Origin of the sequence: Pseudoflavonifractor phocaeensis (assembly GCF_038439875.1) — a bacterium.
Classification (GTDB): Bacteria; Bacillota; Clostridia; order Oscillospirales; family Oscillospiraceae; genus Vermiculatibacterium.
Window position 1 is genome coordinate 394,615 of sequence record NZ_JBCDMT010000003.1, and the last position, 24,994, is coordinate 419,608.

At 65.2% G+C, this 24,994-nt stretch carries 26 protein-coding genes; 1 reads left to right on the forward strand and 25 read right to left on the reverse strand.

Translation table 11 applies throughout. The features are described 5' to 3' along the window. Nucleotides 1–671: 671 nt before the first annotated feature. The 13 genes from feoB to AAEU42_RS06630 all read right to left on the reverse strand — a co-directional run bounded on the left by feoB (nt 672) and on the right by AAEU42_RS06630 (nt 10,724). On the reverse strand, nt 672–2,732 hold the full coding sequence (feoB, locus tag AAEU42_RS06570; RefSeq protein WP_342232733.1) for a ferrous iron transport protein B: 2,061 nt from the start codon (nt 2,730–2,732) through the stop codon (nt 672–674). A gap of 1 nt (nt 2,733) precedes the next feature. Then, nucleotides 2,734–2,949 carry a FeoA family protein gene (locus AAEU42_RS06575; RefSeq protein ID WP_342232734.1) on the reverse strand — a complete coding sequence of 72 codons (216 nt, stop codon included), beginning with the start codon at nt 2,947–2,949 and terminating at the stop codon, nt 2,734–2,736. Between the two features lie 128 nt (nt 2,950–3,077). Continuing rightward, nucleotides 3,078–3,836: a DNA repair protein RecO gene (gene recO, locus AAEU42_RS06580; RefSeq protein ID WP_342232735.1), complete on the reverse strand. Its 759-nt coding sequence runs from the start codon at nt 3,834–3,836 to the stop codon at nt 3,078–3,080. Nucleotides 3,837–4,075: 239 nt separating this feature from the next. Next, nucleotides 4,076–4,450 carry a YkvA family protein gene (locus AAEU42_RS06585; RefSeq protein ID WP_342232736.1) on the reverse strand — a complete coding sequence of 125 codons (375 nt, stop codon included), beginning with the start codon at nt 4,448–4,450 and terminating at the stop codon, nt 4,076–4,078. Nucleotides 4,451–4,462: 12 nt separating this feature from the next. After that, nucleotides 4,463–5,356, reverse strand: coding sequence for a GTPase Era (gene era, locus AAEU42_RS06590; RefSeq protein WP_342232737.1), 894 nt, complete (start codon nt 5,354–5,356; stop codon nt 4,463–4,465). A 65-nt stretch (nt 5,357–5,421) separates the two neighbouring features. Beyond that, entirely contained in the window at nt 5,422–5,730 is a 309-nt protein-coding gene (locus AAEU42_RS06595; RefSeq protein WP_342232738.1) for a hypothetical protein, read from the reverse strand. Between the two features lie 58 nt (nt 5,731–5,788). Then, nucleotides 5,789–5,986, reverse strand: a complete 198-nt coding sequence (locus AAEU42_RS06600; RefSeq protein ID WP_342232739.1) for a hypothetical protein — start codon at nt 5,984–5,986, stop codon at nt 5,789–5,791. Continuing rightward, nucleotides 5,983–6,483 (reverse strand): rRNA maturation RNase YbeY, encoded by a 501-nt coding sequence (gene ybeY, locus AAEU42_RS06605; protein ID WP_342232740.1) that lies wholly within the window; start codon nt 6,481–6,483, stop codon nt 5,983–5,985. The genes AAEU42_RS06600 and ybeY overlap by 4 nt, the downstream gene beginning before the upstream one ends. Next, the gene (locus AAEU42_RS06610; protein WP_342232741.1) at nt 6,480–6,983 is read right to left on the reverse strand and encodes a hypothetical protein; all 504 of its coding nucleotides are present in this window, start codon (nt 6,981–6,983) and stop codon (nt 6,480–6,482) included. Before AAEU42_RS06610 ends, ybeY begins: the two co-directional genes overlap by 4 nt. 33 nt (nt 6,984–7,016) lie before the next feature. Next, nucleotides 7,017–7,988 (reverse strand): PhoH family protein, encoded by a 972-nt coding sequence (locus tag AAEU42_RS06615; protein ID WP_342232742.1) that lies wholly within the window; start codon nt 7,986–7,988, stop codon nt 7,017–7,019. Nucleotides 7,989–8,018: 30 nt separating this feature from the next. Further along, nucleotides 8,019–9,224, reverse strand: a complete 1,206-nt coding sequence (locus tag AAEU42_RS06620) for a sporulation protein YqfD (protein WP_342232743.1) — start codon at nt 9,222–9,224, stop codon at nt 8,019–8,021. Between the two features lie 9 nt (nt 9,225–9,233). Continuing rightward, nucleotides 9,234–9,512 carry a YabP/YqfC family sporulation protein gene (locus AAEU42_RS06625; protein ID WP_342232744.1) on the reverse strand — a complete coding sequence of 93 codons (279 nt, stop codon included), beginning with the start codon at nt 9,510–9,512 and terminating at the stop codon, nt 9,234–9,236. A gap of 201 nt (nt 9,513–9,713) precedes the next feature. Then, complete coding sequence (locus AAEU42_RS06630) at nt 9,714–10,724, reverse strand: tRNA nucleotidyltransferase/poly(A) polymerase-related protein (RefSeq protein ID WP_342232745.1); 1,011 nt, start codon at nt 10,722–10,724, stop codon at nt 9,714–9,716. 114 nt (nt 10,725–10,838) lie between these two features. On the opposite strand from AAEU42_RS06630, the gene murC reads away from it, so the two are divergent. Continuing rightward, nucleotides 10,839–12,215 carry a UDP-N-acetylmuramate--L-alanine ligase gene (gene murC / locus AAEU42_RS06635; protein WP_342232746.1) on the forward strand — a complete coding sequence of 459 codons (1,377 nt, stop codon included), beginning with the start codon at nt 10,839–10,841 and terminating at the stop codon, nt 12,213–12,215. Between the two features lie 114 nt (nt 12,216–12,329). On the opposite strand, the gene AAEU42_RS06640 is transcribed toward murC, so the two are convergent. From AAEU42_RS06640 to AAEU42_RS06695, 12 genes are all read right to left on the reverse strand, one after another. Further along, nucleotides 12,330–12,890 carry a hypothetical protein gene (locus tag AAEU42_RS06640; RefSeq protein ID WP_342232747.1) on the reverse strand — a complete coding sequence of 187 codons (561 nt, stop codon included), beginning with the start codon at nt 12,888–12,890 and terminating at the stop codon, nt 12,330–12,332. Between the two features lie 58 nt (nt 12,891–12,948). Continuing rightward, nucleotides 12,949–13,974, reverse strand: a complete 1,026-nt coding sequence (gene mreB / locus AAEU42_RS06645) for a rod shape-determining protein (protein ID WP_342232748.1) — start codon at nt 13,972–13,974, stop codon at nt 12,949–12,951. A gap of 352 nt (nt 13,975–14,326) precedes the next feature. Continuing rightward, nucleotides 14,327–14,971, reverse strand: a complete 645-nt coding sequence (locus tag AAEU42_RS06650; protein ID WP_342232749.1) for a ComF family protein — start codon at nt 14,969–14,971, stop codon at nt 14,327–14,329. Beyond that, nucleotides 14,958–15,149, reverse strand: a complete 192-nt coding sequence (locus tag AAEU42_RS06655; protein ID WP_342232750.1) for a hypothetical protein — start codon at nt 15,147–15,149, stop codon at nt 14,958–14,960. The genes AAEU42_RS06650 and AAEU42_RS06655 overlap by 14 nt, the downstream gene beginning before the upstream one ends. Nucleotides 15,150–15,277: 128 nt before the next feature. After that, nucleotides 15,278–16,711, reverse strand: coding sequence for a TraB/GumN family protein (locus AAEU42_RS06660; RefSeq protein ID WP_342232751.1), 1,434 nt, complete (start codon nt 16,709–16,711; stop codon nt 15,278–15,280). 55 nt (nt 16,712–16,766) lie between these two features. Continuing rightward, entirely contained in the window at nt 16,767–18,992 is a 2,226-nt protein-coding gene (gene recD2 / locus AAEU42_RS06665; RefSeq protein ID WP_342232752.1) for an SF1B family DNA helicase RecD2, read from the reverse strand. A 74-nt stretch (nt 18,993–19,066) separates the two neighbouring features. Then, nucleotides 19,067–19,414, reverse strand: a complete 348-nt coding sequence (locus AAEU42_RS06670; RefSeq protein WP_342232753.1) for a hypothetical protein — start codon at nt 19,412–19,414, stop codon at nt 19,067–19,069. Nucleotides 19,415–19,458: 44 nt separating this feature from the next. Next, nucleotides 19,459–19,944, reverse strand: a complete 486-nt coding sequence (locus AAEU42_RS06675) for a COG2426 family protein (RefSeq protein ID WP_342232754.1) — start codon at nt 19,942–19,944, stop codon at nt 19,459–19,461. 202 nt (nt 19,945–20,146) lie between these two features. Continuing rightward, complete coding sequence (gene uvrA, locus AAEU42_RS06680) at nt 20,147–22,969, reverse strand: excinuclease ABC subunit UvrA (RefSeq protein WP_342232755.1); 2,823 nt, start codon at nt 22,967–22,969, stop codon at nt 20,147–20,149. Between the two features lie 18 nt (nt 22,970–22,987). After that, a complete protein-coding gene (locus tag AAEU42_RS14565; RefSeq protein ID WP_425288197.1) occupies nt 22,988–23,269 on the reverse strand; it encodes a transposase in 282 nt (93 codons plus the stop codon). 229 nt (nt 23,270–23,498) lie between these two features. Then, a complete protein-coding gene (locus AAEU42_RS06690; protein WP_342232757.1) occupies nt 23,499–24,512 on the reverse strand; it encodes an aldo/keto reductase in 1,014 nt (337 codons plus the stop codon). A gap of 36 nt (nt 24,513–24,548) precedes the next feature. Then, nucleotides 24,549–24,980 (reverse strand): DUF3788 domain-containing protein, encoded by a 432-nt coding sequence (locus AAEU42_RS06695; protein ID WP_342232758.1) that lies wholly within the window; start codon nt 24,978–24,980, stop codon nt 24,549–24,551. Between the last annotated feature and the right edge of the window lie 14 nt (nt 24,981–24,994).

Below are 24,994 nucleotides of genomic sequence, written 5' to 3' on the forward strand. Positions count from 1 at the left end.
GGGGGAAAAGCACGGGTGCGTCTGTGCGACACGTGGTCCCCCTAGCGCCGCTCGGCCGCTGACGTATTCTTGACTGAAGGCGTTGCATTGCCAGGGGCTCCCCCTTTGGGGGAGCTGTCAGCGAAGCTGACTGAGAGGGGGCCGCTGATGTGCGCTTGACAGAAGGTTGGTCTTCAGCCTTCCCCTCGGGGGAAGGTGGCAGCCCGAAGGGCTGACGGATGAGGGGAACTGGGGACATGGGAAAGGCTCTGCCAAACGATAAGTTCCCCTCATCCGTCTCGCGTCGCTCGACAGCTTCCCCCAGGGGAAGCCTAAGAGCTGCTGAACCCCGGACCCGTTACGGAGTAAGGGGCCGGGGTCATCCCACCCTCTTGTGAACAGCCCCGGGGGATGAATCCAAACAAGGGGGCCGAGGCCCCGCAGCGTTAAGAAAACTTGCCGGTGGCACCGCAGCGTGAAGCAAATGCGCCAGTGGCGCATTTGTAGCGTAGGCCGGGTGGCTGTGCCACCCGGGGCTCTCTTGCGCAAGCGGGATAACATGGCAAAGTTCCTCAACGGCACGAGCGTAGGCCGCCCGGCTACGCCGGGTGGGTCTCTCTTTCAAAAGAAGCAGGGCAGGGGCTATTCTTTCCAGAAAGAATAGTCTCCCACGTACGGTCCGCGCGTGACCATCAGCGAAGGAACAAATTCCCCACCTGGTAAATCAGGAAGCTCACCACCCAGGCGGTGGCCACCTGGAAAGCCACGGAAAACGCCGTCCACTTCCAGCTCCCCGACTCCCGCCGGATGACGCCGATGGTGGCCGCGCAGGGCACGTAGAGGAGGCAGAACACCATGACGCAGTAAGCGTTCAGCGGCCCAAAGCCCATGGCGGACAGCCCCCCCGCCACCGCTGCCATCCCGGCGGCGGAATTGATGTTGTTCACCCCGAAGAGGATGGCGGTGGAGGACACCACCACCTCCTTGGCGGAGATGCCGGCGATGAGGGCCACGGCGATGGGCCAGAAGCCCAGCCCCGCCGGGGCCAGGAAGGGCACGATGGCCTTGCCCAGGATGGCCCCGAAGCTCTCCTCCATAAGGTCAGTATACCCACCCGGCCCGAAGTTCAGGAGGAACCAGAGCAAAATGGAGGCCACGAAGATGACGGTGCCCGCCTTGGTCAGGTAGTCCTTCACCTTCTCCCACACATAGACCGCCACCGTCCGGGCCGAGGGCATCTTGTACTCGGGCAGCTCGATGAGGAGGTCGTTGGTCTGGATGCCCTTCCCCTTCTCCAGCGTGTGGAGGACGAAGGCCACCAGCAGGGCCACCAGGATGCCGATGAGATACATGGAGTAGGCCGCCAGCATAGCGTACCGGTCAAAAAACAGCCCGGAAAACAGGATGTAGATGGGCAGGCGGGCGGAGCATGACATGAAGGGGGTCACCAGCATGGTCTTGAACCGGTCCCGACGGTTCTCCAGGGCCCGGGAGGCCATGATGGCGGGCACCGAGCAGCCGAAGCCCAGCACCATGGGCAGGAAGGCCCGGCCGGACAGCCCCATCTTCCCCATGATGCCGTCCATGATATAGGCCACACGGGCCATATACCCCGTATCCTCCAGGAAGGCCAGGGCCAGGAAGAGGATAAAGATGTTGGGCAGGAAGGTCAGGATGCCCCCCACACCGGCGATGATGCCGTCGGTGATGAGAGCGGTGAGGAGCTCCCCCACCCCCCAGCCCGCCAGGAGGTCGGCCGCCGCCAGGGTGAGCCACTCCACCCCCAGCTCGAAAAAGCCCTTGAGAAAATCCCCCACCGTAAAGGTGAGGAAGAACACCAGCGCCATGATGCCCAAAAAGATGGGCAGGCCCCACACCGGGTGGGTAAGCACCTGGTCCACCCGCTCGGTCAGGGCCGCCTTTTCCTCCCTGTGGACCAGGACCTCCCCCATCACCTCCTCGATGAAGTCGTACTTCTGGTTGATGATGTCGGTCTCGTAGCTGCGGTCCAGGATGTCGGGCAGGTCCACCGGGTATTGGGCGGTCACCGCCCCGTCCCCCTCCAGCAGCTTGATGGCGTGCCAGCGGGTGTTTTTGATGGCGGGATACTTCCGCTCCAGGGCGGTGGAAACGGCGTCGATGCGGAACTCCATCAGCTCGTCGTACACCATGACGTACCGCTCGTGCTTTTCCGCCGGGCCCGTCCGGCGGCGGCTGTGCCACTCGTGCTCGTGGATGATGGGGTCCCTGTGCTCTGTCCCGGCGTGGTGGGCGGCGGCGTGGATCAGCACCTCCAGCCCCGTCCGCTTCCGGGCGGACACGGGGATGACGGGCACCCCCAGCATCTCGGGCAGGCGGTGGAGGTCGATCTCCATGCCCCGCTTGGCGATGATGTCCATCATGTTGAGGGCCACCACCACCGGCTTTCCCAGCTCTAAGAGCTGAAGGGTCAGGTAGAGGTTGCGCTCCAGGGAGGAGGCGTCCACCACGTCGATGATGACGTCCACCTCGTCGGAGAGGATGAACCGGCGGGACACCTGCTCCTCCATGGTATAGGAGGTGAGGGAGTAGGTCCCCGGCAGGTCCACCAGCTTGATGTTCAGGTCGTGATCCTTCACGGTCCCCTCCACCCGCTCCACGGTGACGCCGGGCCAGTTGGCCACCTTCAGGTTGGCCCCGGTGTAGGCGTTGAAGAGGGTGGTCTTGCCGCAGTTGGGGTTGCCGATGAAGGCCACCGTCAATTCTCTGGCCATGTCAAGCCACCTCAATCCTTCGGGTGATGCCCCGCCCAATGGCGAACCGGGTGCCCCGCACCTTTAAAATCAGGGTCCCGCCGCCTTTGCTGCCCAGGATGGACACCCGGGTCCCCAGGGTCATGCCCAGGGCCTCCAGCCGGTGCTCCACCTGCTCGGGCAGCTCCATGCGGGACACCGTATAACTCTGTCCCACTTCGCCGGAATCTAACGTCATATGTACCTGCCTCCTTAAAGCCCTCCCCTCTGTGGGAAGGGTGCCCCAACAGGGCGGATGAGAGGTGCCCTTCCGGCGTCCCCCCGCCGGTCCGGCCCATGGCCAGCCAGCTTCCCCCTCAGGGAAGCCTATGGCGATATCTGTAAGCTCTTGTAAAAATCCAGGGTGCGGAAGCCCCGCTCCAGCTGGGTGAGCAAAAAGCTCTCGCAGGCCCCCGCGAACCGCTCCAGGCTCCCGGCCTCCAGCTGGAAGGAGAACAGCCGCTTGGGCGGGCCGTACACCACATGCCGGAGGGCCGCCAGCGAGGGGCCGTCCAGGGGCATGGAAATGCCCTCCTCCCCCACCTCGCCCCGGCACCGCTGGCAGTGGAGCACCCCGGCGGAGAGGTTCAGCCGGGGCGCCTCGGGCTGGGGCAGGCCGCAGACGGCGCAGGCGTCCAGCAGGGGTTCGTACCCCACCAGGCAGGCCAGCTTCATCTCAAAGGCCCCCTTCACCAGGGCGGGGGGTTTGCCCAATTTGTCCAGAGCGTAGAGGGAGTTGAGGACCAGGGACAGCAGTCCCGGCGTCTCCACCCCCTCCTCGGCCACCGCCTCCGCCGTCTCGGCGAAGTAAGAACCCAGGGCCAGCTTCTCCAGGTCGGAGCGCACCCCCCGGAACTCCTCCAGGGTGCTGGCCTCATTCAGCGACCAGAGGTCCTGATAGTCGAACAACGTCATGTCCGACCACACCAAAAGCTGGGCGGGGGCGGCCAGGGGGCTGTTTTTCCGCCGGCAGCCCCGGGCCTTCACCGTCCGCTTCCCCTGGCCCTCGGCCAGGACGGTCAGGATCTTGTCGGTCTCTTTGTAGTTGACCTCCCGGAGCACCAGGCCCCTCGTCACCACGTGCATATCCTATGTACGGGCGTCAGGCGGATCGCTCCGCGGCCTGACGCTCCTCCTCCCTCAAGCAGCAATAGAGGCTGTACGCCTCCGGAAGTCCGGTCTGAACAAAAAGCTCCCAGGCAAGTGCGACGGTCATGACGGCGCCCCCTTCGATTTTCTCTCTGGGGTTAGCTTGCCGTATTCGCGGGGAATTATCAGCGTTAAATTTATCCCACGCCGACGCCGTCCCGCGGCCCGTCCGCGGCTTAAAACCAGATTTTTTTGACGATCAGCCAGGCCGCCAGCAGCCAAATAAGAACAATGGGGAGCGCGTAGTACCATTTCTTCGGCCTTCCATTTTCCCACAGATGCTCCGCCCGCTCACAGCTGCGCTCCCATACGCCGGCGGGGATCAACTTTATCGCCAGAGCGGCAAATGCTGGAAGGAGAATCAAGTCGTCCAAATACCCCAGGACCGGGATAAAATCAGGGATCAAATCAATGGGAGAAAGCGCGTACCCCACCGTAATGCCGGCCATCACCTTTGCCGCCAGCGGCGTCTCCTTGTCCTTGAGCGCCAAAAACAAAGCCGGGATACGTTTTTCCAGCCGTCCGCCGCCCTTTGGTTCCGCGCCTGCCATTCCAGCGCTTCCTCAGTCGTCCCGGTAGCCGAAGTTGTGGACCAGGTTCAGGTTGTCCCGCCAGTTCTCCTTCACCTTGACCCAGGTCTGAAGGAAAACCTTAGTCCCCATAAAAGCCTCCATATCCTCCCGGGCCATGGTGGAGATCTTTTTCAGCATGGCCCCCTTCTTGCCGATGATGATGCCCTTGTGGCTCTCCTTCTCACAGTAGATGGTGGCGTCGGCCTCGATGACCTCGTCGTCCCGCTCGGAGAATTTGGTCAGCTCCACGGCGGTGCCGTGGGGGACCTCCTTATCCAGGCACAGCAGCAGCTTTTCCCGCAGGATCTCCCCGCAGACCTGCCGCTCGGGCTGGTCGGTGACCATCCCCTCGGGAAAGAGGTGGGGCCCCTCGGGCAGATAGCCCTCCAGCAGGTCCAGAAGGTCCCCCACCCCGTCTCCCTGCCGGGCGGAAATGGGCATCACCGCGGCAAACTGGTGGTCCTGGGAATAGGCGGCGATGACGGCCAGCAGGTCCTCCTTCCTCACCGTGTCGATCTTATTGATGACCAGCACCGTGGGGGCCTTTACCGCCGCCAGCCGCGCCATCAGCTCCTTTTCCGGCTCCCCCACGTGGGGGATGGGCTCCACCAGCAGTAAGGCGGCGTCTACGTCGGCCACGCTCTGGCGCACCACCCCCACCATGTAGTCCCCCAGCCGGGTCCTGGCCTTGTGGAGGCCAGGGGTGTCCAGGAACACAAACTGGCTCTCCCCCCGGTCCACCACGGCGCAGATGCGGTTGCGGGTGGTCTGGGGCTTGTTGGAGACAATGGCGATCTTCTCGCCCACCAGGGCGTTGGTGAGGGTGGACTTGCCCACGTTGGGCCGTCCCACAATGGCGATCATGCCGGCTTTGCTTTTCTTCATAGGTGATCCTCAACTTTCTTTGAGCGTTTTATCTGGATCGGGGCCTGTGCCCCCGGCTTCCCGGGTCACAGGCTCCAAATGTAGCACAGCGTGAGGGCGGCCAAAATCAGGTGGGCCCCTGCCGTGATGGCGGTGGGGATACCCAGCGGGGTCTTGAATTTCCGCTGTTGGCCGATGGCGAAAATCAGGCTGAACACGGACAGCGGCGCGAAGCAGGCCCCGGCAATGACGAACCCGGTGCCCAGATAGAAGGGGGACAGTCCGGCGGTAAACAGGCTCAAAAGCAAGGTGACCATCCCACCCACCACCAGAAAAGGGCCGATGCACAAAAGCCCGCAGGCGACAGCCTCCAAAATCAGCAGAGCCAGAATCATTTTTTTGCTCTCCCGCCGGAACACGCGCCTCACCCACTTTCTTTTCCGCTTCGCTCCCCTATGCCTCTTTATCCCCGGGCTTGTCCGGCCCGTCCCGTGTCTCGCCCAGCTTTTCGCAGACGGCCCAGGTACAGCCCACGATCAGGCCGGGCAGGGTAAAGAGGATCAGGAGCACCACCGCCTCGCCCAGCAGGGCGGACAGCAGGTAAAATGCCAAAAGGGAGAGAAGCGCCATCCCAACAACGGCCCAAATCATACCGGGTCCTCCCGGGTAATACCCAGCTCTCCCAGGATGGCCTCTTCCCGCGCCCGCATCCGGGCCTTCTCCGGGCCCTCGTCCATGTGGTCATAGCCCAGCAGGTGCAGCACCGAGTGGACGGCCAGATAGGCCGCCTCCCGGCGGGTCCCGTGGCCGTACTCCTCCCCCTGGGCACGTGCCCGCTCCAGGGAGATGACCATATCCCCCAGGGGAGTCAGGCCGGTGGCGGGGTCGGCGTCGGAGGCGTCCACAGGGGGGCGCCCAGGCGCATACTGGAACATGGGGAAGCTGAGGACGTCGGTGGGGGCGTCCACCTCCCGCTGATCCAGGTTGATGGCGTGGATGCCGGCGTCGTCGGTCAGCAGCACATCCACCTCACAGGGGACGGCCACTCCCTCGGCCTCCAGGGCCGCCGGGATAACGGTTTGGAGAAGGGCCTCCACCTCCCGGGTGTCCTCCTCCAGGTCGGAGCTGATGATAATATTGTGGTTCACTCCATCATCCCCCCGACCAGCGCGGCATCCTTCCAGATGTGGTAATAGGTATAGGTGTAATAGACCGCGCTGACGGCAAAGGCCAGCAGCGCCGCAAAGGCCAGGTCGGTCCCCAGCAGCGCCAGTACCAGGGAGAGGACAACGCTGATGGCCAGCACATACCAGGTGGTGCGGAATTTTTTCACCCGCCCGGTCTCCCAGCTGCGCAGGGAGGCCAGCTCCTCCGCCCACACCACCAGCCGGTAGGTGACCAAAAGCTGGAATACCGCCCCCAGGGGGATGGGCAGGCCGGCGCCAAAGGCCCCCAGCACCCATAATACGCCGTCCACCACCGCGCCCACCGCGGCGATCATACGGCTGGTCTGGGTGGAGGGGCACTCCTCCACCTCCCCCAGGCCCAGGTAAATCAGGATATACCCCACAAAGGCAGGCGTCAGGTTCAGATCATTGATGCTGAAATTGATAAACACGAACAGCAGGCCGATAAAGACCTTCCGCATCTCAGGCTCCCTCCTCTTTCGCAAGCGCCGTCCTCACTTCTTCCGGCTCCTCCGGTTCTCGTCCTCCTCATACGCCTTGATGATGCGCTGGACGATGACATGCCGCACCACGTCGGCCCCGGTGAGCTGGCAGATGGCGATGTCCTCCACGCCCTTCAAAACCCTTGTGGCCTCCTTCAGCCCGCTGACCTTGTCGGTGGGCAGGTCGATCTGGGTCACGTCGCCGGTGATGACGATCTTGGAGCCGAATCCCATCCGGGTCAGGAACATCTTCATCTGCTCCCGGGAGGTGTTCTGGGCCTCGTCCAGGATGATGAAGCTGTCGTCCAGGGTCCGCCCCCGCATATAGGCCAGGGGGGCCACCTCGATATTCCCCCGCTCCAGGTACTTCTGGTAGGTCTCCGGCCCCAGCATCTCGAAGAGGGCGTCGTACAGCGGCCGCAGGTAGGGGTCCACCTTGGACTGCAGGTCGCCGGGCAGGAAGCCCAGCCGCTCCCCCGCCTCCACGGCGGGCCGGGTGAGGATGATGCGGTTGACCTCCCCCGCCCGGAAGGCGGCCACGGCGGCGGCCACCGCCAGGTAGGTCTTGCCGGTGCCCGCCGGGCCGATGCCCAGCGTCACCAGGTTTTTCTTGATGGCGTCCACATACCGCTTCTGGCCCAGTGTCTTGGCCTTGATGGGCTTGCCCTTGGCCGTGACGCACAGCACGTCGGCGGAGAGCTGTCCGATCTTGTCCTCGTGGCCCGCCTTCACCAGGTTGAGGATATACCGCACGTTCTGCTCGCTGATGGCCTCCCCCCGGCTGATGAGCTTCAAAAGCCCCTCCACCGCCTTCACGGCGTAGATGACCCTCTCGGCGTCCTCTCCCGCCACCTTCAGTTCCCCGTCCCGGCTGACCACGGTCACGTCCAGGTCCTTCTCGATGAGCTTGATATTCTCGTCCAAAGAGCCGAAGAGGCTGACGGCCTCCTCCATGCGCTCCACACTGATGGTCTGTTCAGTCAAATCAGGGTCTCTCCTTCGTATTCGTCGTTCCTATCCCGCGGGCACGAACCGGCCCAGCTCCTCCCGGCACTCGGCGGTAAGGGTGACCCGCAGCGCGCCGGAGCGCTGGACGGCAGAGTAGGTCTGGCTCACCACCTGGCCGGTCTCCCCCAGCAGTTCCCGCAGCTCCCTGTCCAGCCGCTCCTCCAGCATGGCCTGGGCGGCCTTCCCGTCCACGGGGAGGGAGACCACCTCATAGGCCCGGTACACCTCCCGCCGCAGGGTGAAGGGGAGGACCAGGCCGCCGGGGAGGGTCAGATTCCATGTCTCGCTTATTTTATCATATCTGTCAAAGGGAATTCCACTATTTTGAGCAAAATTCACCCTTTGCCCCAAAACCGACAGGGACAGACGGCTTTTTTCGTCGCCGGTGTATTCCTTCACCCCCGCCTCCAGTGGGATGACGGCGGTGAGGGTCCGCCAGGTGCGGCCCTCCACCCGCCCCATAGCCCGCACGGGCATCCACAGGGTGGGATTTTCGCTGTACTGGGGCGGGTCCATCCGGATGGAGCCCCGGATGAGGACGTCCCCGGGGAGCACGGTGGCCCCCTCGGCCACCGCCGGGTCCCCGGACCAGACCTCCATCTGGGTGACGATGCCGGGGGCCTCGGCCACGATGTCCCCCAGCTGGCTCCTGTCCACGATCTCCGGCTTGGCCACCTTCTCCCGCACCACCACCTGGGCCCGGATGCCGTGGAGGTTCACGGCCATCCAGGACAAGTCCTCCAGGCGGAGGAGGGCCTCGTTGGAGATCTCCCGGGTGGCCAGCCCCGGGCCGTAGGCCCCCGGCCGCAGCCCCGCCCGCCTCAGCTCGGTGAGGATGACCTGGGTGGGCACCGTCTCGTTGCCCTCCACCTCCACCACCAGCACGAACCGGGAGAGGAAGCACACCGCCGCCAGGGCCAGGGCCAGCCCGGCCAGGAGGGCGTACCGCTTTCGAAAGCGGATCAGGAAGGGGGGCACCCCCTTCCGCTCCGCCTCGGCCACGGTGCAGCCCGCCCGCTGGGCCAGCTCATCCAGGCCCTTCCGGTCCTGCCAGGCCACCGTGAGCCGCAGGACATGGTCCTCGGGCCACTCCACGGCCCAAAAGGCCACCGCCTTCTGGGCGCACAGGTTCAAAAAGCGCTCGGGAAAGGCGCCGGATACCTCCAGCCGCACACTCCCCCGCAGCAGGTTCACGATTTTCCGCGCCGCCATGCCGCCCCCCTATTCCAGCTCTACGGCCAGGAGCGTGCCGGTGATCAAAAGCTCGCTGGCGTTCATGGCCTTCAGCTCCAGGCCCACGCCCCGGACCTTGACGATCAGCTTGCCCCCGCTGACCAAAATTTCCTCCGGCCCGTAGGCCAGAATCCCCTTGTGGTTTTCCATCCGCAGCTCCTGCCGCCCGGTGATCTCCACCCGGGGCAGGCCCACCAGGTCGCCGGGCAGGTCAAAGACCTCGGCGGTCTTTTCCAGCAGGCCCTCTTTTTTCCCTTTCCGCTCCATAGGCACCCTCCATGCGCCCTTTGGCGCCCCGTCAGAATATGAAGTCAGCTCCGGGGAGCTTCGGGCCGCTGTGGGCGACCTGACGGTCTTTCCCCATACTCGGAAAACGCCCTCCCCGTCCCGCTATGTATATGCGGGCGGGGAGGGCGGCATGAGTTCCGGCGCCGGCGGAGGGGCTTGCTTTTTCCTGCCGGGCGGCGGTCAGCCCTCGGAGGACTTTCCCAGCAATTCCCGCAGGCGGGGGGCCGTGTTGTCCTCCGGATGCTCCAGTACGTGGAGGGCCAGCCGTTTCTGGGCGGCGCTGATGGCGGGGCCCCGGAGCCCCAGGGCCATCAGGTCCCGGCCCGAGAGGGCCAGGGCGGGGATGACCGCCAGTTCCGGGCGCTCCACCCCCCGGCGGAGGGCCCGCTCCACCGGCAGGGCGGTGATGGGGAAGCCCGTCAGGGCGCAGAACCCCCGCCACCGGGCCTCCTTGGTGGGGGGAAGCCCCGCCAGTTCCGCCAGAGCGTCCAGCTCCGGGCCCTTGGGCATGGGGTGGAGGTGGTCCAGCAGCCCCGCTTGGACCATGGCGGCGATGCGCTGGGGCCGGGGGGAGAGGAGGGTCTTTTCCATCTCGGCCTTGATCCGCTCCCGGGACACCTTCGCCGTCAGCGGGGCGTTCCGCCCCATAGCCGCCCAGGTCTCCGGCTCGATGGAGAAGCCCAGTTGGGCGGCGAAGCGCACCCCCCGGAGCATCCGCAGGGCGTCCTCGGAAAACCGCCTGTCCGGGTCCCCCACGCAGCGGATAACCTGCCCTTCCAAATCCCTCTGCCCCCCGAAGGGGTCCACCACGGCCCCGTCGGGGGCCAGGGCCATGGCGTTGACGGTAAAGTCCCGCCGGGAGAGGTCCTCGGTAAGCCCCGCGTCGAAGGTCACGGCGTCGGGGTGCCGCCCGTCGGCGTACCCCCCCTCCCGGCGGAAGGTGGTGACCTCCACCGGCCCGTCGGGGGTGGGCACGGTGACGGTGCCGTATTGGATGCCGGTGGGGACAGCGTTTGGAAAGAGTTCCATCACCCGCTCGGGCCGTGCGGCGGTGCATACGTCCACGTCCCCCGGCGCCCGCCCCAGCAGCAGGTCCCGGACGCAGCCCCCCACCGGGTAGGCGGCGAAGCCCGCCGCCGTCAGCCGCTCCAGGCAGTCCCGCGCCCCCGCGGGCAGGTCCTTCCAGGTCATGTCCCCACCTCCCTTCCGGTATAACCCCGGTTTCTTTTGTATAGAATTACCTTGCCAATTTTTCCGCCCTGTCATATAATAATATGTCAAATGTAGAAAAAAGGTTGTGTCCTCATGACTAACACGGATATTACGGAATATTTGCTCCCCGGACGGCGGGCCCACCTGGTGGGCATCGGCGGGGTGTCCATGGCCCCCCTGGCGGAGGTCCTCCACGGCATGGGCATGGTCATCACCGGCTCCGATATGCGGGAGAGCGCCACGGTGGAGCACCTGCGGGGCCTGGGCATCGAGATTGCCATCGGCCAGAGCGCCGAGCATCTGGGGGACGCGGAGCTCGTGATCCGCACCGCCGCCGCCCACGACGACAACCCGGAGATTTCCGGGGCCCGGGCCCGGGGCATCCCCGTCTTTGAGCGGGCCCAGGCCTGGGGGGCCATCATGAAGCGGTACAAGAACGCCCTGTGCGTCTCGGGCACCCACGGCAAGACCACCACCACCAGCATGTGCACCCACATCATCATGGCCGCGGGGCTGGACCCCACGGTGATGATCGGCGGTACCCTGCCCCTGCTGGGGGCTGGCCACCGGGTGGGCCAGGGGGACACCATCGTGCTGGAGAGCTGCGAGTACTGCAACTCCTTCCTCTCCTTCTTCCCCACCATCGCCGTCATTTTGAACGTGGACGCCGACCACCTGGACTTTTTCAAGGATTTAGCGGACGTGGAGAAGTCCTTCCGGGCCTTCGCAGATCTGGTGCCCGAGGATACCGGGATCATCGTGGCCAACGCCGACGACGCCAACACCATGGCCACCCTGGCCGGGGAGAAGCGCCCCATCCTCACCTTCGGGCTGAACGCCGGCGACGTCCACGCCGAGCGCCTCACCTGGAAAAACGGCCTGCCCGCCTTCGACGTGGTGTACCGGGGCGAAACCTACACCCACGTGGAGCTCCAGGTCCCCGGCGAGCACAACGTCCGGGACGCCCTGGCCGCCGCCGCCGCCTGCATCACTCTGGCGGTGCCGCCGGAGGCTGTCGCCCAGGGGCTTGCCGGCTTCAAAGGTGCGGGGCGCCGCTTTGAGAAGAAGGGGGTCTTCCACGGGGCCGACGTCTACGACGACTACGCCCACCACCCCAGCGAGGTCCAGGCCCTTCTCACCATGGCCATGGGCCTTGGCTACAAAAGGGTCATCTGTGCCTTCCAGCCCCACACCTACTCCCGGACCCACGCCCTCTTCGACGAGTTCGTGCAGGTCCTCTCCGAGCCGGACGTGACCCTCCTGGCGGAGATTTTCGCCGCCCGGGAGGACAACGACCTGGGCATCTCCTCCAAGGACCTGGCCGACCGGGTCCCCGGCAGTGAGTATTACCCCACCCTGAAGGCCCTCACCACCCGGCTCCGGGCGCTGGCCCAGCCCGGCGACCTCATCCTCACGGTAGGGGCCGGGGACATCTACACCGTAGGCGAGGCCCTGGTCTCGGAGCCCTAACCCCCTCCCCCACGACAAGACGCCCCCAAAAAAGCCTTCCCCCCGGGGGAAGGTGCCCCGAAGGGGCGGATGAGGGGAGCCTCCCCCCATCCGCCCCACCCAATCCAGAACGTCCTACTCTTCGGCGTCCGCCCCCACCGGGGCGGGCGCTTTCTCTTCCTCCGCCGTCTCCCCCTGGACCGCGGCCGTCAGCGCCGCCTCGGCTTCCTCCCGCTCCCGGCGGGCGGCCTCCAGCTCGGCCTGCCTGCGCTCCTCCTCGGCCCGGGCCGCCGCCTGGGCCTCGGCCTCCTTCCGGCGCGCCCGCCGCTTTTTCAGGCTCTTGAACTGGGCCAGCATCCCAAAGACGGCGAACACGGCAATGATAAAAAAGGTGCAGATGGTCCCCGCCGTGGGGGCAAAGTCCCCCTTCAGCCCGGCGATGAACCACCCCGCGCCCCACCCCAGAGCACAGCCCGCGTAGTAGAGCAGGGTGAACCGGTACAGCCGCAGGAACACGGCCAAAGCCCCGGCCAGGGCCAGGGCGGCGTACACCACCGCCAGCTGGGCGGAGACGAACTCCCCCGCCGACAGGTAGTACCCCGTCAACCCGATAGCCAGGAAGGCCGCGAAGCTGACGATGGCGGAGACCAGGTTGGCGGCGGTAAACAGGGGCCGCTTTTCTTCCTTCTCTTTCATGAAAAACCCTCCAAAAAGCCCCGCCCGCACTGCGCGGGCGGGGCTTTCATGTCATTTCTCAGCCGTTGAGCTGCTTGCGCCGGGACAGGTTGATGGTGCCGTCCTGCATCCCGTCCAGGGACTCCAGGCTCTTGCCCGTGCCGTAGGCCACGCAGGAGATGGCGTCGTCGGCGATGTGGGTCTCGATGCCGGTGTGGGACTCGATAAGCTTGTCAAAGCCCTGGACCAGGGAGCCGCCGCCGGTCATGACAATGCCGTTGTTGGAAATGTCGGCCACCAGCTCGGGGGGCGTGCGCTCCAGCACGCCGTGGATGGCCTCCAGGATGCGGGCGGAGGGCTCCTCGAAGGCCTCGATCATCTCGCCGGAGGTGACGGTGAACACCCGCGGCAGGCCGGTCATCAGGCACCGGCCCTTGATTTCCACGCTCTGCTCCTCCTCCGGGGGGAACACGCAGCCGATTTTCATCTTCAATTCCTCGGCCGTCCGCTCGCCGATGAGCACGTTGTGCTTGCGGCGGATGTACTTGATGATGGCCTCGTCGAACTGGTCGCCGGCGATTTTGATGGAGGTGGACTCCACGATGCCGCTGAGGGAGATGACGGCGATATCGGAGGTGCCGCCGCCAATATCCACCACCATGTGGCCGTCGGGCTTGGCGATGTCGATGCCCGCGCCGATGGCGGCGGCCACCGGTTCCTCGATGAGGTAGACCCGCCGGGCGCCGGCCTGGATGCCCGCGTCGATGACGGCCCGCTCCTCCACCTCGGTGATGCCGGAGGGGACGCAGATGATGATGCGGGGCTTAAAGAGGCGGAAGGAGGTCACCTTGCGGATGAACTCCTTGAGCATCCGCTCGGTCATGTCGTAGTCGGAGATGACGCCCTCCCGCAACGGGCGGATGGCCACGATGTTGCCGGGGGTACGGCCCAACATCTGCTGGGCGTCGGTGCCCACCTTCAACAGCTTGCCGGTGTTTTTGTCGATGGCCACCACGGAGGGCTCCCGCAGGACGACGCCCTTGCCCTTGACGTAGACCAGGATGGAGGCGGTGCCGAGGTCGATTCCAATATCTTTACTGAACATAGCTGCACCTCATATATCTTCTTCCAGGCTATTGTAGCCCGGAGCCGTTTCTTTTAGTCCGGGGTATGATTCAGTGTATTATTATATCCGCTTTTTCCGCACTTTTCAACGTCAAACGGCAAAAAAGAGGAAATTTCCTTCACCTGGCCCGGGCCAGGGCGGCACAAACCACCCCCTCCGCCCCCGCCAAGCGCAGTACCTTCGCGCACACCCCACGGAATGTCCCATTCCGCGGGGGCCCCTTTGATTTCAATCCTCGAGGCAAATGAATTGCCTCTCCGGCAAGCCTTCGGCTTGTACGCGCCAAACGGCGCGGCCCGGCTCCCGCCGGGCTCCGAGCGCGCGCCCAGCCTTATCTGGCCCGGGCCAGGGCGGCGCACACCACCCCCTCCGCCCCCGCCAAGCGCAGTACCCGCGCGCACTCGGAGAGGGTCGCGCCGGTAGTCACCACGTCGTCCACCAGTAAGACGGTTTTCCCACGGACGGCCTCCGGGTCCAAAACAGCATAGGCCCCCAGCACGTTGGCCCGGCGGGCGGCCTCCCCGGTCAGGCCCGACTGGGCGGGCACTTCCCGCTTTGCCAGGGTCGGGACTACGGGCCTGTCCAGGGCCTTCCCCACCTCCCGGGCCAGCAGCTCCGCCTGGTCATAGCCCCGGCTTCTGCGGCGCTTTGGGGACAGCGGTGGCCAGGAGACGAGGTCGAACGCCGTCCCCCGGTCGGCAAGGCACTGGGCGATGAGCACCCCAAAGGCGCGGCTCCGGGCGCTCTTCCCGCCGAACTTATAGGCGTGGATCGCCTCCGCCACCCTCCCCTCGTACCGCAGGGGCGCCACGCACCCGCCGGTGAGCTCCACCGCCTTCTCCCCCGACGCCCCGGTGAGCCACGGCAGGTCTTTCTGACAGTCCGGGCACAGCAAAGCCCCCTTCTCCAGCAGCCCGCCGCAGAAGGGGCACTTGGGCGGGAACAGCAGGTCCCACAGAGGATCAAGCCTGCCCATGGCCGTTCTCGTCCGGGTCGATGGGACCGTTGGCGCGCTCAAACTCCCGGATACAGGTCGTGATAAGATGCAAGACCTGTTTATTGATGGACCGGCCCTCATAGGCCGCGATATACTTCAGCTTGTCATGGGCGGATCGCTCCATCCGCAGTCCCAGATGGGCCTCTTTCTTTTCCACAAAATCACCTCAAGTCCATTTTAAGGCGATTTTGTACTTATATACTTTATTTGTACTTGTTTTAAGTATATAAAAATTTTATGAAGAGGACCGCGCGCCATTGGCGCGCGGTCCTCTTTTCGGTATGCTCAGTCCGCGCTAACCAGCTCCACGGTGTAGCCCAGGTCAATCAAGCCCTGTACCACGCCGGTCTCGCCGATCATGTGGCCCGCGCCCACCACCAGGATGCCGGTGTTCCCGGTGCCCTGGCTCAGATAGTCCGCGGCGTAGCGGATCATGTTGGGGTCCCGCTCGGTGAACAGCTTCACGTTGAGCTCGTCGCCGCTGGCCAAAACAGCCTCCTTGTCGAAGACGCCCTCGAAGGCCTCCAGGTCCCGGTCCTTCCAGGCCGTCAGCATGGCGGAGATCACGTCCAGGGATTCATCGGCCCCGTCCCCGGCCTCCGCCCCGGCCGAGCCCGCCTCGTAGGTAGCGAGGCCGGCGGCCAGATATTCCTCCTGGTAGGCGTCGGACAGGCTGTTGAAAATTTCGGACTGGTAGACGGCGCTCTCCACCCCGTTCACCGTGATGCTGTTGTTGAGGGCCTTGCTCTGGACGTACAGGTCCACCGCCCAGGCCGCGTCGCCGGTGCTATCGTCGCTGATGCCCAGCTGGGTCAGGGACCCGGCCAACACCCAGGGCCGGTAGGCGTCGATCTCCTCCTGGGTCAGGCCCAGGCTCAGGAAAATATCGGAGACCGCCTCGTAGAGCTCCGGGGAGATATGGTCGGCCAGGGTGGTGCCGTCGTCATACATCTGGAGCTGGACGAAGGCCTCCATGTCCGCCTCCTGGGTGAAGTCCACCTCAAAGGCGGCCAGGGAGCTGGAGGTGATGGCGTCCCGCACAGACTTGTGGAGGGGGTAGACGTTGTCCCGGTCCACGTGGATGGTGCCCAGTAAGTACAGGGTGTTGCCGTTGCCCTCGGCCTTCCACAAAAGGCCCTTGGAGCCGGCGTCCTGAAGGTCGTAGACATTCAGCACCAACCGCTGGGCCATCACCAGGGCCTCCTGGAGGGTGCACACGCCGTCCAGGGCCAGGTCGCCGCCCTCCCGGCCCTTCACCACGCCAAGCGCCTCCATGCAGGCCACGGGCCCCTCCGCCACGGCGGGGACCTCCCAGGCGGAGACCTGCTGATAGAGGGCGTTCAAAACGCCGCCCCGGGTGTGGTCCACCACCAGGGGCGCGGGCTCCCCGGCGGGGACGTAGGCGGGCAGGCCCAGCAGGGCCAGCTTGTCCGCCGCCGCCGCGGTGAGGCGGTCCATCTGCTCGTCGGTGACCTCGTCCAGGATGCAGTAGTAGAAGCTGTCGTCCCACATCCCCAGGGCGTTCACCTCGCTCATGGCGTCCCAGGCCCAGGGGGCGATCTCCTGGGGGGCGGGCGTCTCGCTGATAGGCATCACGTCGCCCTGGGCGGGCTGTTCCATGGGTTCGCCGGGGGTGGCGGGCACGTCCTCCGCCGCGAGGGCGGGCAGGGAGAGGGTCAGGCCTAGGGCCATCAGCAGGGCCAGCAGTCGTTTATTCATCGTCAGGCTCCTTTATCTTTTATTAGGGTCATTCTACACCTTGGGCCGGTTTTTGTCAAAAAGAGGAATTTTCTTCCTCCGCCAAACGGGCCCGGAGCCCGGAATAGCGTTTGGATTGTCGGTTGTTGGCGGTCATCCGGGCCACCACCCCCTCGTCCCCCACGATGACCAGCAGCTCCCTGGCCCGGGTGATGGCGGTGTAGAGCACCCCCCGGGTCAGGAGCCGGGGGGCAGTGTCCAGGGCCGTCAGGATCACCGCCCGGTACTCGCTGCCCTGGGACTTATGAACGGTGACGGCGTAGGCGGGCTCCAGCTCCCCCAGCATGTCGGGGGCGTACTCCACCAGGTGTCCGTCGAAGTCCACGGTGATGAGCTCCCGGCGGTTGTCCACCTCCAGGATATGGCCGATGTCGCCGTTGAATACCCCCATGCCCATCTCCAGCCCGTCCTGGGTTTTCCAGAGGATGTCGTAGTTGTTTTTCACCTGCATGACCCGGTCCCCCTGGCGGAAGATATACGGGCCGAACTTCCGCTCCCCCTTGTCCTCCCCGGGCGGGTTCACGGCGGCCTGGATAGCCCGGTTCAGGCTGGCGGTGCCCCCGGCGTACTTCCGGGTGGGGGAGAGGACCTGGATCTGGTGGGAGGGGATACCCATATTCTCCGGCAGCCGCTTCTGGATGAGCTCCACGATGGTCTCCTCGGCGTGGACCGGATCGGGGCGGCGGAGGAAGAAGAAGTCCCGGCGGCTGTCGTTTTTCAGCTCGGGGACCTCCCCCCGGTTCACCTGGTGGGCAGAGCGGATGATGGCGCTCTCTGCGGCCTGGCGGAACACCTCGGTGAGGCGCACCGTGGGCACCCGGCCCGAGCGGATGAGGTCGGACAGGAGGTTCCCCGCCCCCACGGAGGGGAGCTGGTCCGGGTCCCCCACCAGCACCAGGCGGCAGTCCTCCCGCAGGGCGGAGAGGAGGGCGGACATGAGGGAGATGTCCACCATGGAGGTCTCGTCCACGATGACGGCGTCGGCCTTCAGCGGGTCGCTTTCGTTGTGGGCGAAGGTGAGCTGGCCGGTCCTGGGGTCGAAGCGGGTCTCCAGCAGCCGGTGGATGGTGGCGGCCTCGGCGGAGCACAGTTCCCCCAGCCGCTTGGCCGCCCGGCCCGTGGGGGCGGCCAGGGCGGTCTCCAGCCCCAGAGCCTCGAAGAGGGCCAGGACTCCCCGGAGGGAGGTGGTCTTGCCGGTGCCGGGGCCGCCGGTAAGGAGCATGACCTGCCGCTGGGCGGCCAGCTCCACCGCCAACCGCTGCTGGGGGGCATAGGTGATGCCCTGGGCCTTCTCGATGCAGGAAATCAGCCCCTCCAGCCCGTCGGGAGGATACAGCTCGTTCCGGCTCATGGCGGTGATCCGCCGGGCCACCTCCACCTCGGCGTCATAGAGCGGGGCGAGATAACAGGCCTCCTCCCCCGCCACCGCCTCCTCGGTGACCGCCCCCCGGGCCGTCAGGGCATCCAGGGCGGAATCCAGGGCCTCGGCGTCGGCCACGCCGATGAGGGCCTGGGTGGCGTAGAGCAGCTTCCCCCGGGGCAGAAAGGTGTGGCCGTTGTCCAGATTGTGCTGGAGCTCAAAGGTGAGCCCCGCCTCCAGCCGCCGGGGATGGTCGGAGCCGAAGCCCAGCTCCAGGGCCAGGTCGTCGGCCACGCCGAAGGCCACCGCCAACTCCCCCTCGGTGAGAAGGTAGGGGTCGGCCCGCACCGCCTCCAGGGCCCGGTCGCCGAAGCGGCGGTAGAGGGGCATCCCAAGCTGGGGGGGCAGGCCGTGGCCGGTGAGGAAATCCAGCAGGCGGCGCATTCCCATCTGGAGGCGGAAGGCCTCCCCCATGGACAAGGCCCGCTTCCGGGTGACCCCCTTGATGGCGGTGAGCCGTTCCGGCTCGTTCTCCAGCACCTCCAGGGCGTTCTCTCCGAACTCCTCCACCATCCGGCGGGCGGTGGCCATGCCGATGCCCTTGACGGCGCCGGAGGCCAGATAGTCAAAGATGGCCTTCTCCCCCGTGGGCATCCCCCGGCGGGCCACCTCGGCCTTGAACTGCTCCCCATAGGAGGCGTGGCGGGTCCAGGCCCCCTGGACCCAGAGGCTCTCGCCGGGGGCCGCGCCGGGGATGCAGCCCACCACGGTGACGGCCTCCTCCTCCCCCGTGTCCAGTTTGAGGACAGTGTAGCCGTTCTCCTCATTTTGATAGATGACCGTCTCCACGGTGCCTTCGATGCAGTTCATGATTTCGTCCATGGGGGTCACCTCCCGTTCAGATGAGGGAGGGCCGGCCCGGCGGCCCCGCCCTCCAAAAAGAGACGGGCATTGTGTCAATGCCCGCCTCTCGCTTTTTCCCGTATGTAGTCCGGCAGGTCGGCCGCCGGACACACGTCGATGCCCGGCTCCCGCAGGGTCAGGGCCGCGGCCACGGCCTTCCCCGCGGCGTTGAGCCCGCAGTCGGCGATGACCACCGTACCCTTGATGAGCCCGCCGCCCCGGAGCCAGAGGACCCCGGTCACCGCCTGCTCCAGATCGCCGCCGTCCCCGGTGCCGGGGACCACACAGCAGGCCCGGCCGCCCCCCGCGGGGGTCAGGATATGGCCGAACAGGATCCAGCCCAGACTCAGCAGCCCCATCACCGCCAGCAGGGACAGCACGATCTCCAAAATTGCCCGCATGATGCCTCACCTCGGGCCATTCTATGCCGGAGGGCGGCCTTTGGTCAAAACATGGCGGTGACGCCGTAGGTGATGCAGGAGACGATGACCCCGGCGATGCAGACGCCGGCGAAGATGGAGGGCAGGGCCTTCCGAAGGGGCATGTCCAGGAAGGCCGCCGCCAGAGCTCCCGTCCACCCGCCGGTGCCCGGCAGGGGGATGGCCACGAAGATCATCAGGCCCAGGTATTTATACTTGTTCACCTTCCGGCCCTTCAGGTGAGCCTTGCGCTCCAGGGCGTCCACCATGCCGTCCAGCCGGGGCATCCGGCGGCGCATCCACTGAAAGACCCGGCGGATATAGACCACAATGAAGGGCAGCGGGATCAGGTTGCCCAGGATGCTGGCCACCAGAGCCACGATGGGGTGGAGCCCCAGGGCCACCCCAAAGGGCAGGCCGCCCCGCAGCTCGATGACGGGGATCATGGAGACCAGCACGGTAAAGACGAACTCCCCCGCCATGGTTTCGTTGAGCCATTGAAGAAGGTCCAAAGCGCTTCCTCCCGGTACTTTTGTGATGATACTCATTGTAGCATAGGTCGGGGGGGCAGGCAAATGAAGAATTTATGAAGGGCGGGGGGTGGGGAAAGGTTCCACTCATCCGGCCCTGCGGGCCACCTTCTACCCGCAGGGCATGAGCTGCCCGTAAGCGGCGAAGCCGCTAACGGACAGCCAACCTCAGGGGAAGGCTTCATTAAAGCATCCGCTTGAGGTATTGGCCGGTGTAGCTCTTTTCGCACTTGGCCACCTCCTCGGGGGTGCCGGTGCAGACGATACCGCCGCCGCCGTTGCCCCCCTCGGGACCCAGGTCGATGAGATAGTCCGCTGTTTTGACCACGTCCAGGTTGTGCTCGATGACCACCACCGTGTTGCCCAGCTCCACCAGCTTTTGCAGGACCTCGATGAGCTTGTGGACGTCGTAGGAGTGCAGTCCGGTGGTGGGCTCATCCAGGATATAGATGGTGCGGCCCGTAGCGTGGCGGGCCAGCTCGGTGGCCAGCTTCACCCGCTGGGCCTCGCCGCCGGACAGCTCGGTGGAGGGCTGGCCCAGCTTCACGTAGGACAGGCCCACCTCGCTGAGGGTGAGGAGCTTGTTGTAGATTTTCGGAAGGTTCTCGAAGAAGGGCAGGGCCTCATCCACCGTCATCTCCAGGACCTCGTAGATGTTCTTGCCCTTGTAGCGCACCTCCAGGGTCTCCCGGTTGTAGCGCTTGCCCTTACAGACCTCGCAGGGGACATAGATGTCGGGCAGAAAGTGCATCTCGATCTTCAGAAGGCCGTCGCCGGAGCAGGCCTCGCACCGCCCCCCCCGGACGTTGAAGGAGAACCGGCCGGGGCCGTAGCCCCGGGCCTTGGCGTCGGGGGTGGAGGCGAAGAGGTCCCGGATGTCGTTGAACAATCCGGTGTAGGTGGCCGGATTGCTTCGGGGCGTGCGGCCGATGGGGGACTGGTCGATGTCGATGACCTTGTCCAGGAACTCCTCCCCCTCGATGGCCTTGTGCTTCCCGGGGCGGGTCTTGGCCCGGTTGAGGTCCGCGGCCAGCTTTTTGTAGAGCACCTCGTTGACCAGAGACGACTTGCCCGAGCCGGACACGCCGGTGACGCAGGTGAAGGTGCCCAGGGGGATGGACACGTCCACCCCCCGGAGGTTGTTTTCCGCCGCCCCCCGGACAGTGAGGAACTGGCCGTTCCCCTTCCGCCGCTTGGCGGGGACGGGGATCTTGCGGGCCCCGGAGAGGTAGGCGCCGGTGATGGACTCGGGGTTGGCCATGATCTCCTCCGCCGTGCCCTCGGCCACCACCCTGCCCCCGTGGACTCCGGCGCCGGGGCCCACGTCCACGATATAGTCCGCCGCCCGCATAGTGTCCTCGTCGTGCTCCACCACCAGGAGGGTGTTGCCCAGGTCCCGGAGGTGCTTTAAGGTCTCCAGCAGCTTGTCGTTGTCCCGCTGGTGGAGGCCGATGGAGGGCTCGTCCAGGATATAGAGGACCCCCATCAGCGACGAGCCGATCTGGGTGGCCAGGCGGATGCGCTGGCTCTCGCCGCCGGAGAGGGTGCCGGCGGAGCGGGAGAGGGTGAGATACTCCAGACCCACTGACTGGAGGAAGCCCAGGCGGGACTTGATCTCTTTCACGATCTGCCCGGCAATAAGCTGCTTTTGGGGAGTTAGCTCCAGCTCCTCCATGAAGGAGAGGGCGTCGTTCACCGGTTTGTGGCAGTAGGCGTCGATGTCCAGATCCCCCACGGTGACCGCCAGGGACTCCCGGCGCAGCCGCTTGCCGTGGCAGTCGGGGCAGGGCTTCTCCGACATACACTCCTCCAGCTCCCGGCGCACCGAGTCGGACTGGGTCTCCCGGTAGCGGCGCTCCAGGTTGTTGCAGATGCCCTCGAAGGGCTGCATGAGAGTGCCCTGACCGTTGGCCCGGTCGTAGGTGAGCTTCAGCTTCTCCCCCTTGGTGCCGTAGAGGATGACGTCGATGACCTCCTCGGGCAGCTCTGCCACGGGGGTGGTGAGCTTGAACTTGTACTTTTTGGAGAGGGCCTCGAAGTACATCCGGGAGATGGAGTCCCCCTTGATATTGTTCCAGCCCGAGGCGGTGATGGCCCCGTCCAGGATGGAGAGACCTTTATTGGGGATGATGAGCTCCGGGTCCACCTTGAGCTGGACCCCCAGGCCGGTGCAGGTGGGGCAGGCGCCAAAGGGGTTGTTAAAGGAGAACATCCGGGGGGTCAGCTCTTCGATGGAGATGCCGCAGTCCTCGCAGGCGTAGTTCTGGGAGAAGGTGATGTCCCGGTCCTCCCCCACGATGTTGATGACCACCAACCCCCCGGCCAGGCCGGAGGCGATCTCCACGGAGTCGGTGAGGCGCTGGGCGATGTCCTCCTGGATGACCAGGCGGTCCACCACCACCTCGATGTTGTGCTTCTTGTTTTTGTCCAGCTTGATTTCCTCGCTGAGGTCGTAGAGGGAGCCGTCGGCCCTCACCCGGACGTAGCCCGATTTCCGGGCGTCCTCGAAAATCTTGGCGTGCTCGCCCTTCTTCCCCCGGATGACGGGGGCCATGACCTGGATGCGGGTGGCCTCGGGCAGGCGCATGACCTGGTCGATGATCTGGTCGATGGTCTGCTGCATGATCTCCTTGCCGCAGATGGGGCAGTGGGGGGTGCCCACCCGGGCCCAGAGAAGGCGCAGGTAGTCATAGATCTCCGTCACGGTGCCCACGGTGGAGCGGGGATTTTTGGAGGTGGTCTTCTGGTCGATGGAGATGGCGGGGGACAGCCCGTCGATGGAGTCCACGTCGGGCTTTTCCATCTGGCCCAGAAACATCCGGGCGTAGGAGGAGAGGCTCTCCACGTACCGGCGCTGGCCCTCGGCGTAGATGGTGTCGAAGGCCAGGGAGGACTTGCCCGAGCCGGACACGCCGGTGAGGACCACCAGCTTGTCCCGGGGGATGGACACGTCCACGTTTTTCAGGTTGTTGGCACGGGCGCCCTTGACGGTGATATGGTCATGCATAGGCTTGGTTCTCCTTTTTTACTGGGACGGACTTTGGGGAAAATAGCGGTCCTCCCGCCACCTGGCGGGGTTGTCGTCCACATACTTCCAGATGAGCAGATAATCCGCCTGGCTTCGGATGACGTGGTCGTGGAAGCTTCTTTGCCAGAGGGGCGCACCCGCCGCGCGGCTGCTTGCCCGCTTCATCTGTCCAACCACCGTGGACAGGGGCTTTGTAGGGGCGGATAGCATCCGCCCGCCGCCTGGCCCCAGTGCCAGGATCACGTGGATGTGGTTGGGCATGATAACATATTTGTCCACTTTGACACCTGGGTAGTGGTTCGAAATCTCTTGGATGGCTGTGTCCACGATTTGGCCCAGGGGGGTCAATAGGGGCGGGGACGGGCGGATGCTATCCGCCCCTACGGGGGTCTGCCAGAACAGACACTCCCTGCCTTTGGTGCAGAGCGTAACAAAATAATACCCTGACGCCCCGTAATCATACCCTTTCAAGCGCAGGGACTTCCGCCGGGGGATATCCTCCCCCATTTTACTGCCCGAACTCCTTCGCCACGTCCTTGAGCATCTCACGGATGGGCAGATCATAGGGGCAGCGGGTCTCGCAGACGCCGCACTCGATGCAGTCGCCGGCGTGGACGGCAAAGGAGCCGTAGCGGGCCTTGGCCCAGTCGGCCAGGTCGTACTTGCGCAGGTAGTTCACCATGAGGAAGTTGGAGGGGATGTCGATGCCCACGGTGCAGGGGGCGCAGTAGCCGCACCGGCGGCAGAAGTGGGTGCCCAGGTCCCGGCGGATCTTCTCGCACTCCGCCAGCTCCTCCGCCGTCAGGGGGGAGAGTTCCTCCGCCGCGGCGGCGTTGCGCTCCACCTCCTCCACGCTGCCCATGCCGGGGATCGACACGTCGATGACGCCGGAGGCGTCGATATACCGCAGGGCCAGCTTCCAGTCGTCCAGGTTGCCGCCGGCCATGGGCTTCATGGCGATGGTGCCCACGCCCTTGGCCCGGGCGGCCCGGAGAAGCTCCTCACCCTGGGCCTCCACGATGTTGTACGGGAACATGACGGTCTCGATCTTGTCGGAGTAGTCCTCGATCATCATTCTCAGGGCGTCCAGGCTGTGGGCGGTGGCGCCGATGTGGCCGATCTTCCCCGCCGCTCTGGCCTCCTCCAGGGCCTTGTAGGCGCCGTCGGGACCGAATACCAGCTCGAAATCCTTCACGGGCAGGTTGTGGAGCTGGTAGAGGTCGATATAGTCGGTCTGGAGGTTATGGAGGCTGGTCTCGATGTCCTTCTTCATGTTCTCATAATTCCGGGACATGGACTTGGTGGCCAGGAGGAACTTTTCCCGGCGGCCCTTCAGGGCGGCGCCCAGATATTCCTCGGAGACGGTGTAGCCCCGGGCGGTGTCGATGAAATTCATGCCGTGCTTTTCCAGGGCGTCCACCACCGCCATGGTGTTGGCGGCGTCGGAACGCTGAATGGGGATACCCCCAAAGGAGACGACCGCGCATTTAAGACCAGTTTTACCAAGTTCCGCGTACTTCATGTTTCAATTCCCTCTTTATTATGTATTTCAGTATATTTATTTCGCGAGCATTTTCAGTTCGGACAGCCGTTCCACGTCCTCCAAAACGGGGCGGGACCTTACGTCCAGCACCAGCCAGCGGCTTCCGTTTATGCCTCCGGCCTGGGCGAAGCGGTCCCGGGTCTCCGGGGAACACTGTTCCATCAGGCCCTCCGCCAGGGGGACCAGCTTGGGGCCCAGTACCACCATAGCGGCGTAAAAGCCCCGCCGGGGATAGAGCGCGCAGACGGCCTTGCTCTTTTTCTTCAATTTCACGTTCCAGCCGGGGTCCATGCCGCAGCGGCTATACTCCAGCGATGCCGTCAGACCGTTTTCCGTCCCCCAGCCAAGGATCTCATCAAAAAGCGGGGCAGCGATCCAGGCGGAGACCTCCTCCAGTGCGGGCTGATGGTCGGACGGGTAGCACTCGTGCCAGCGGGGTGTTTCCATGGGTGTTCCTCCTT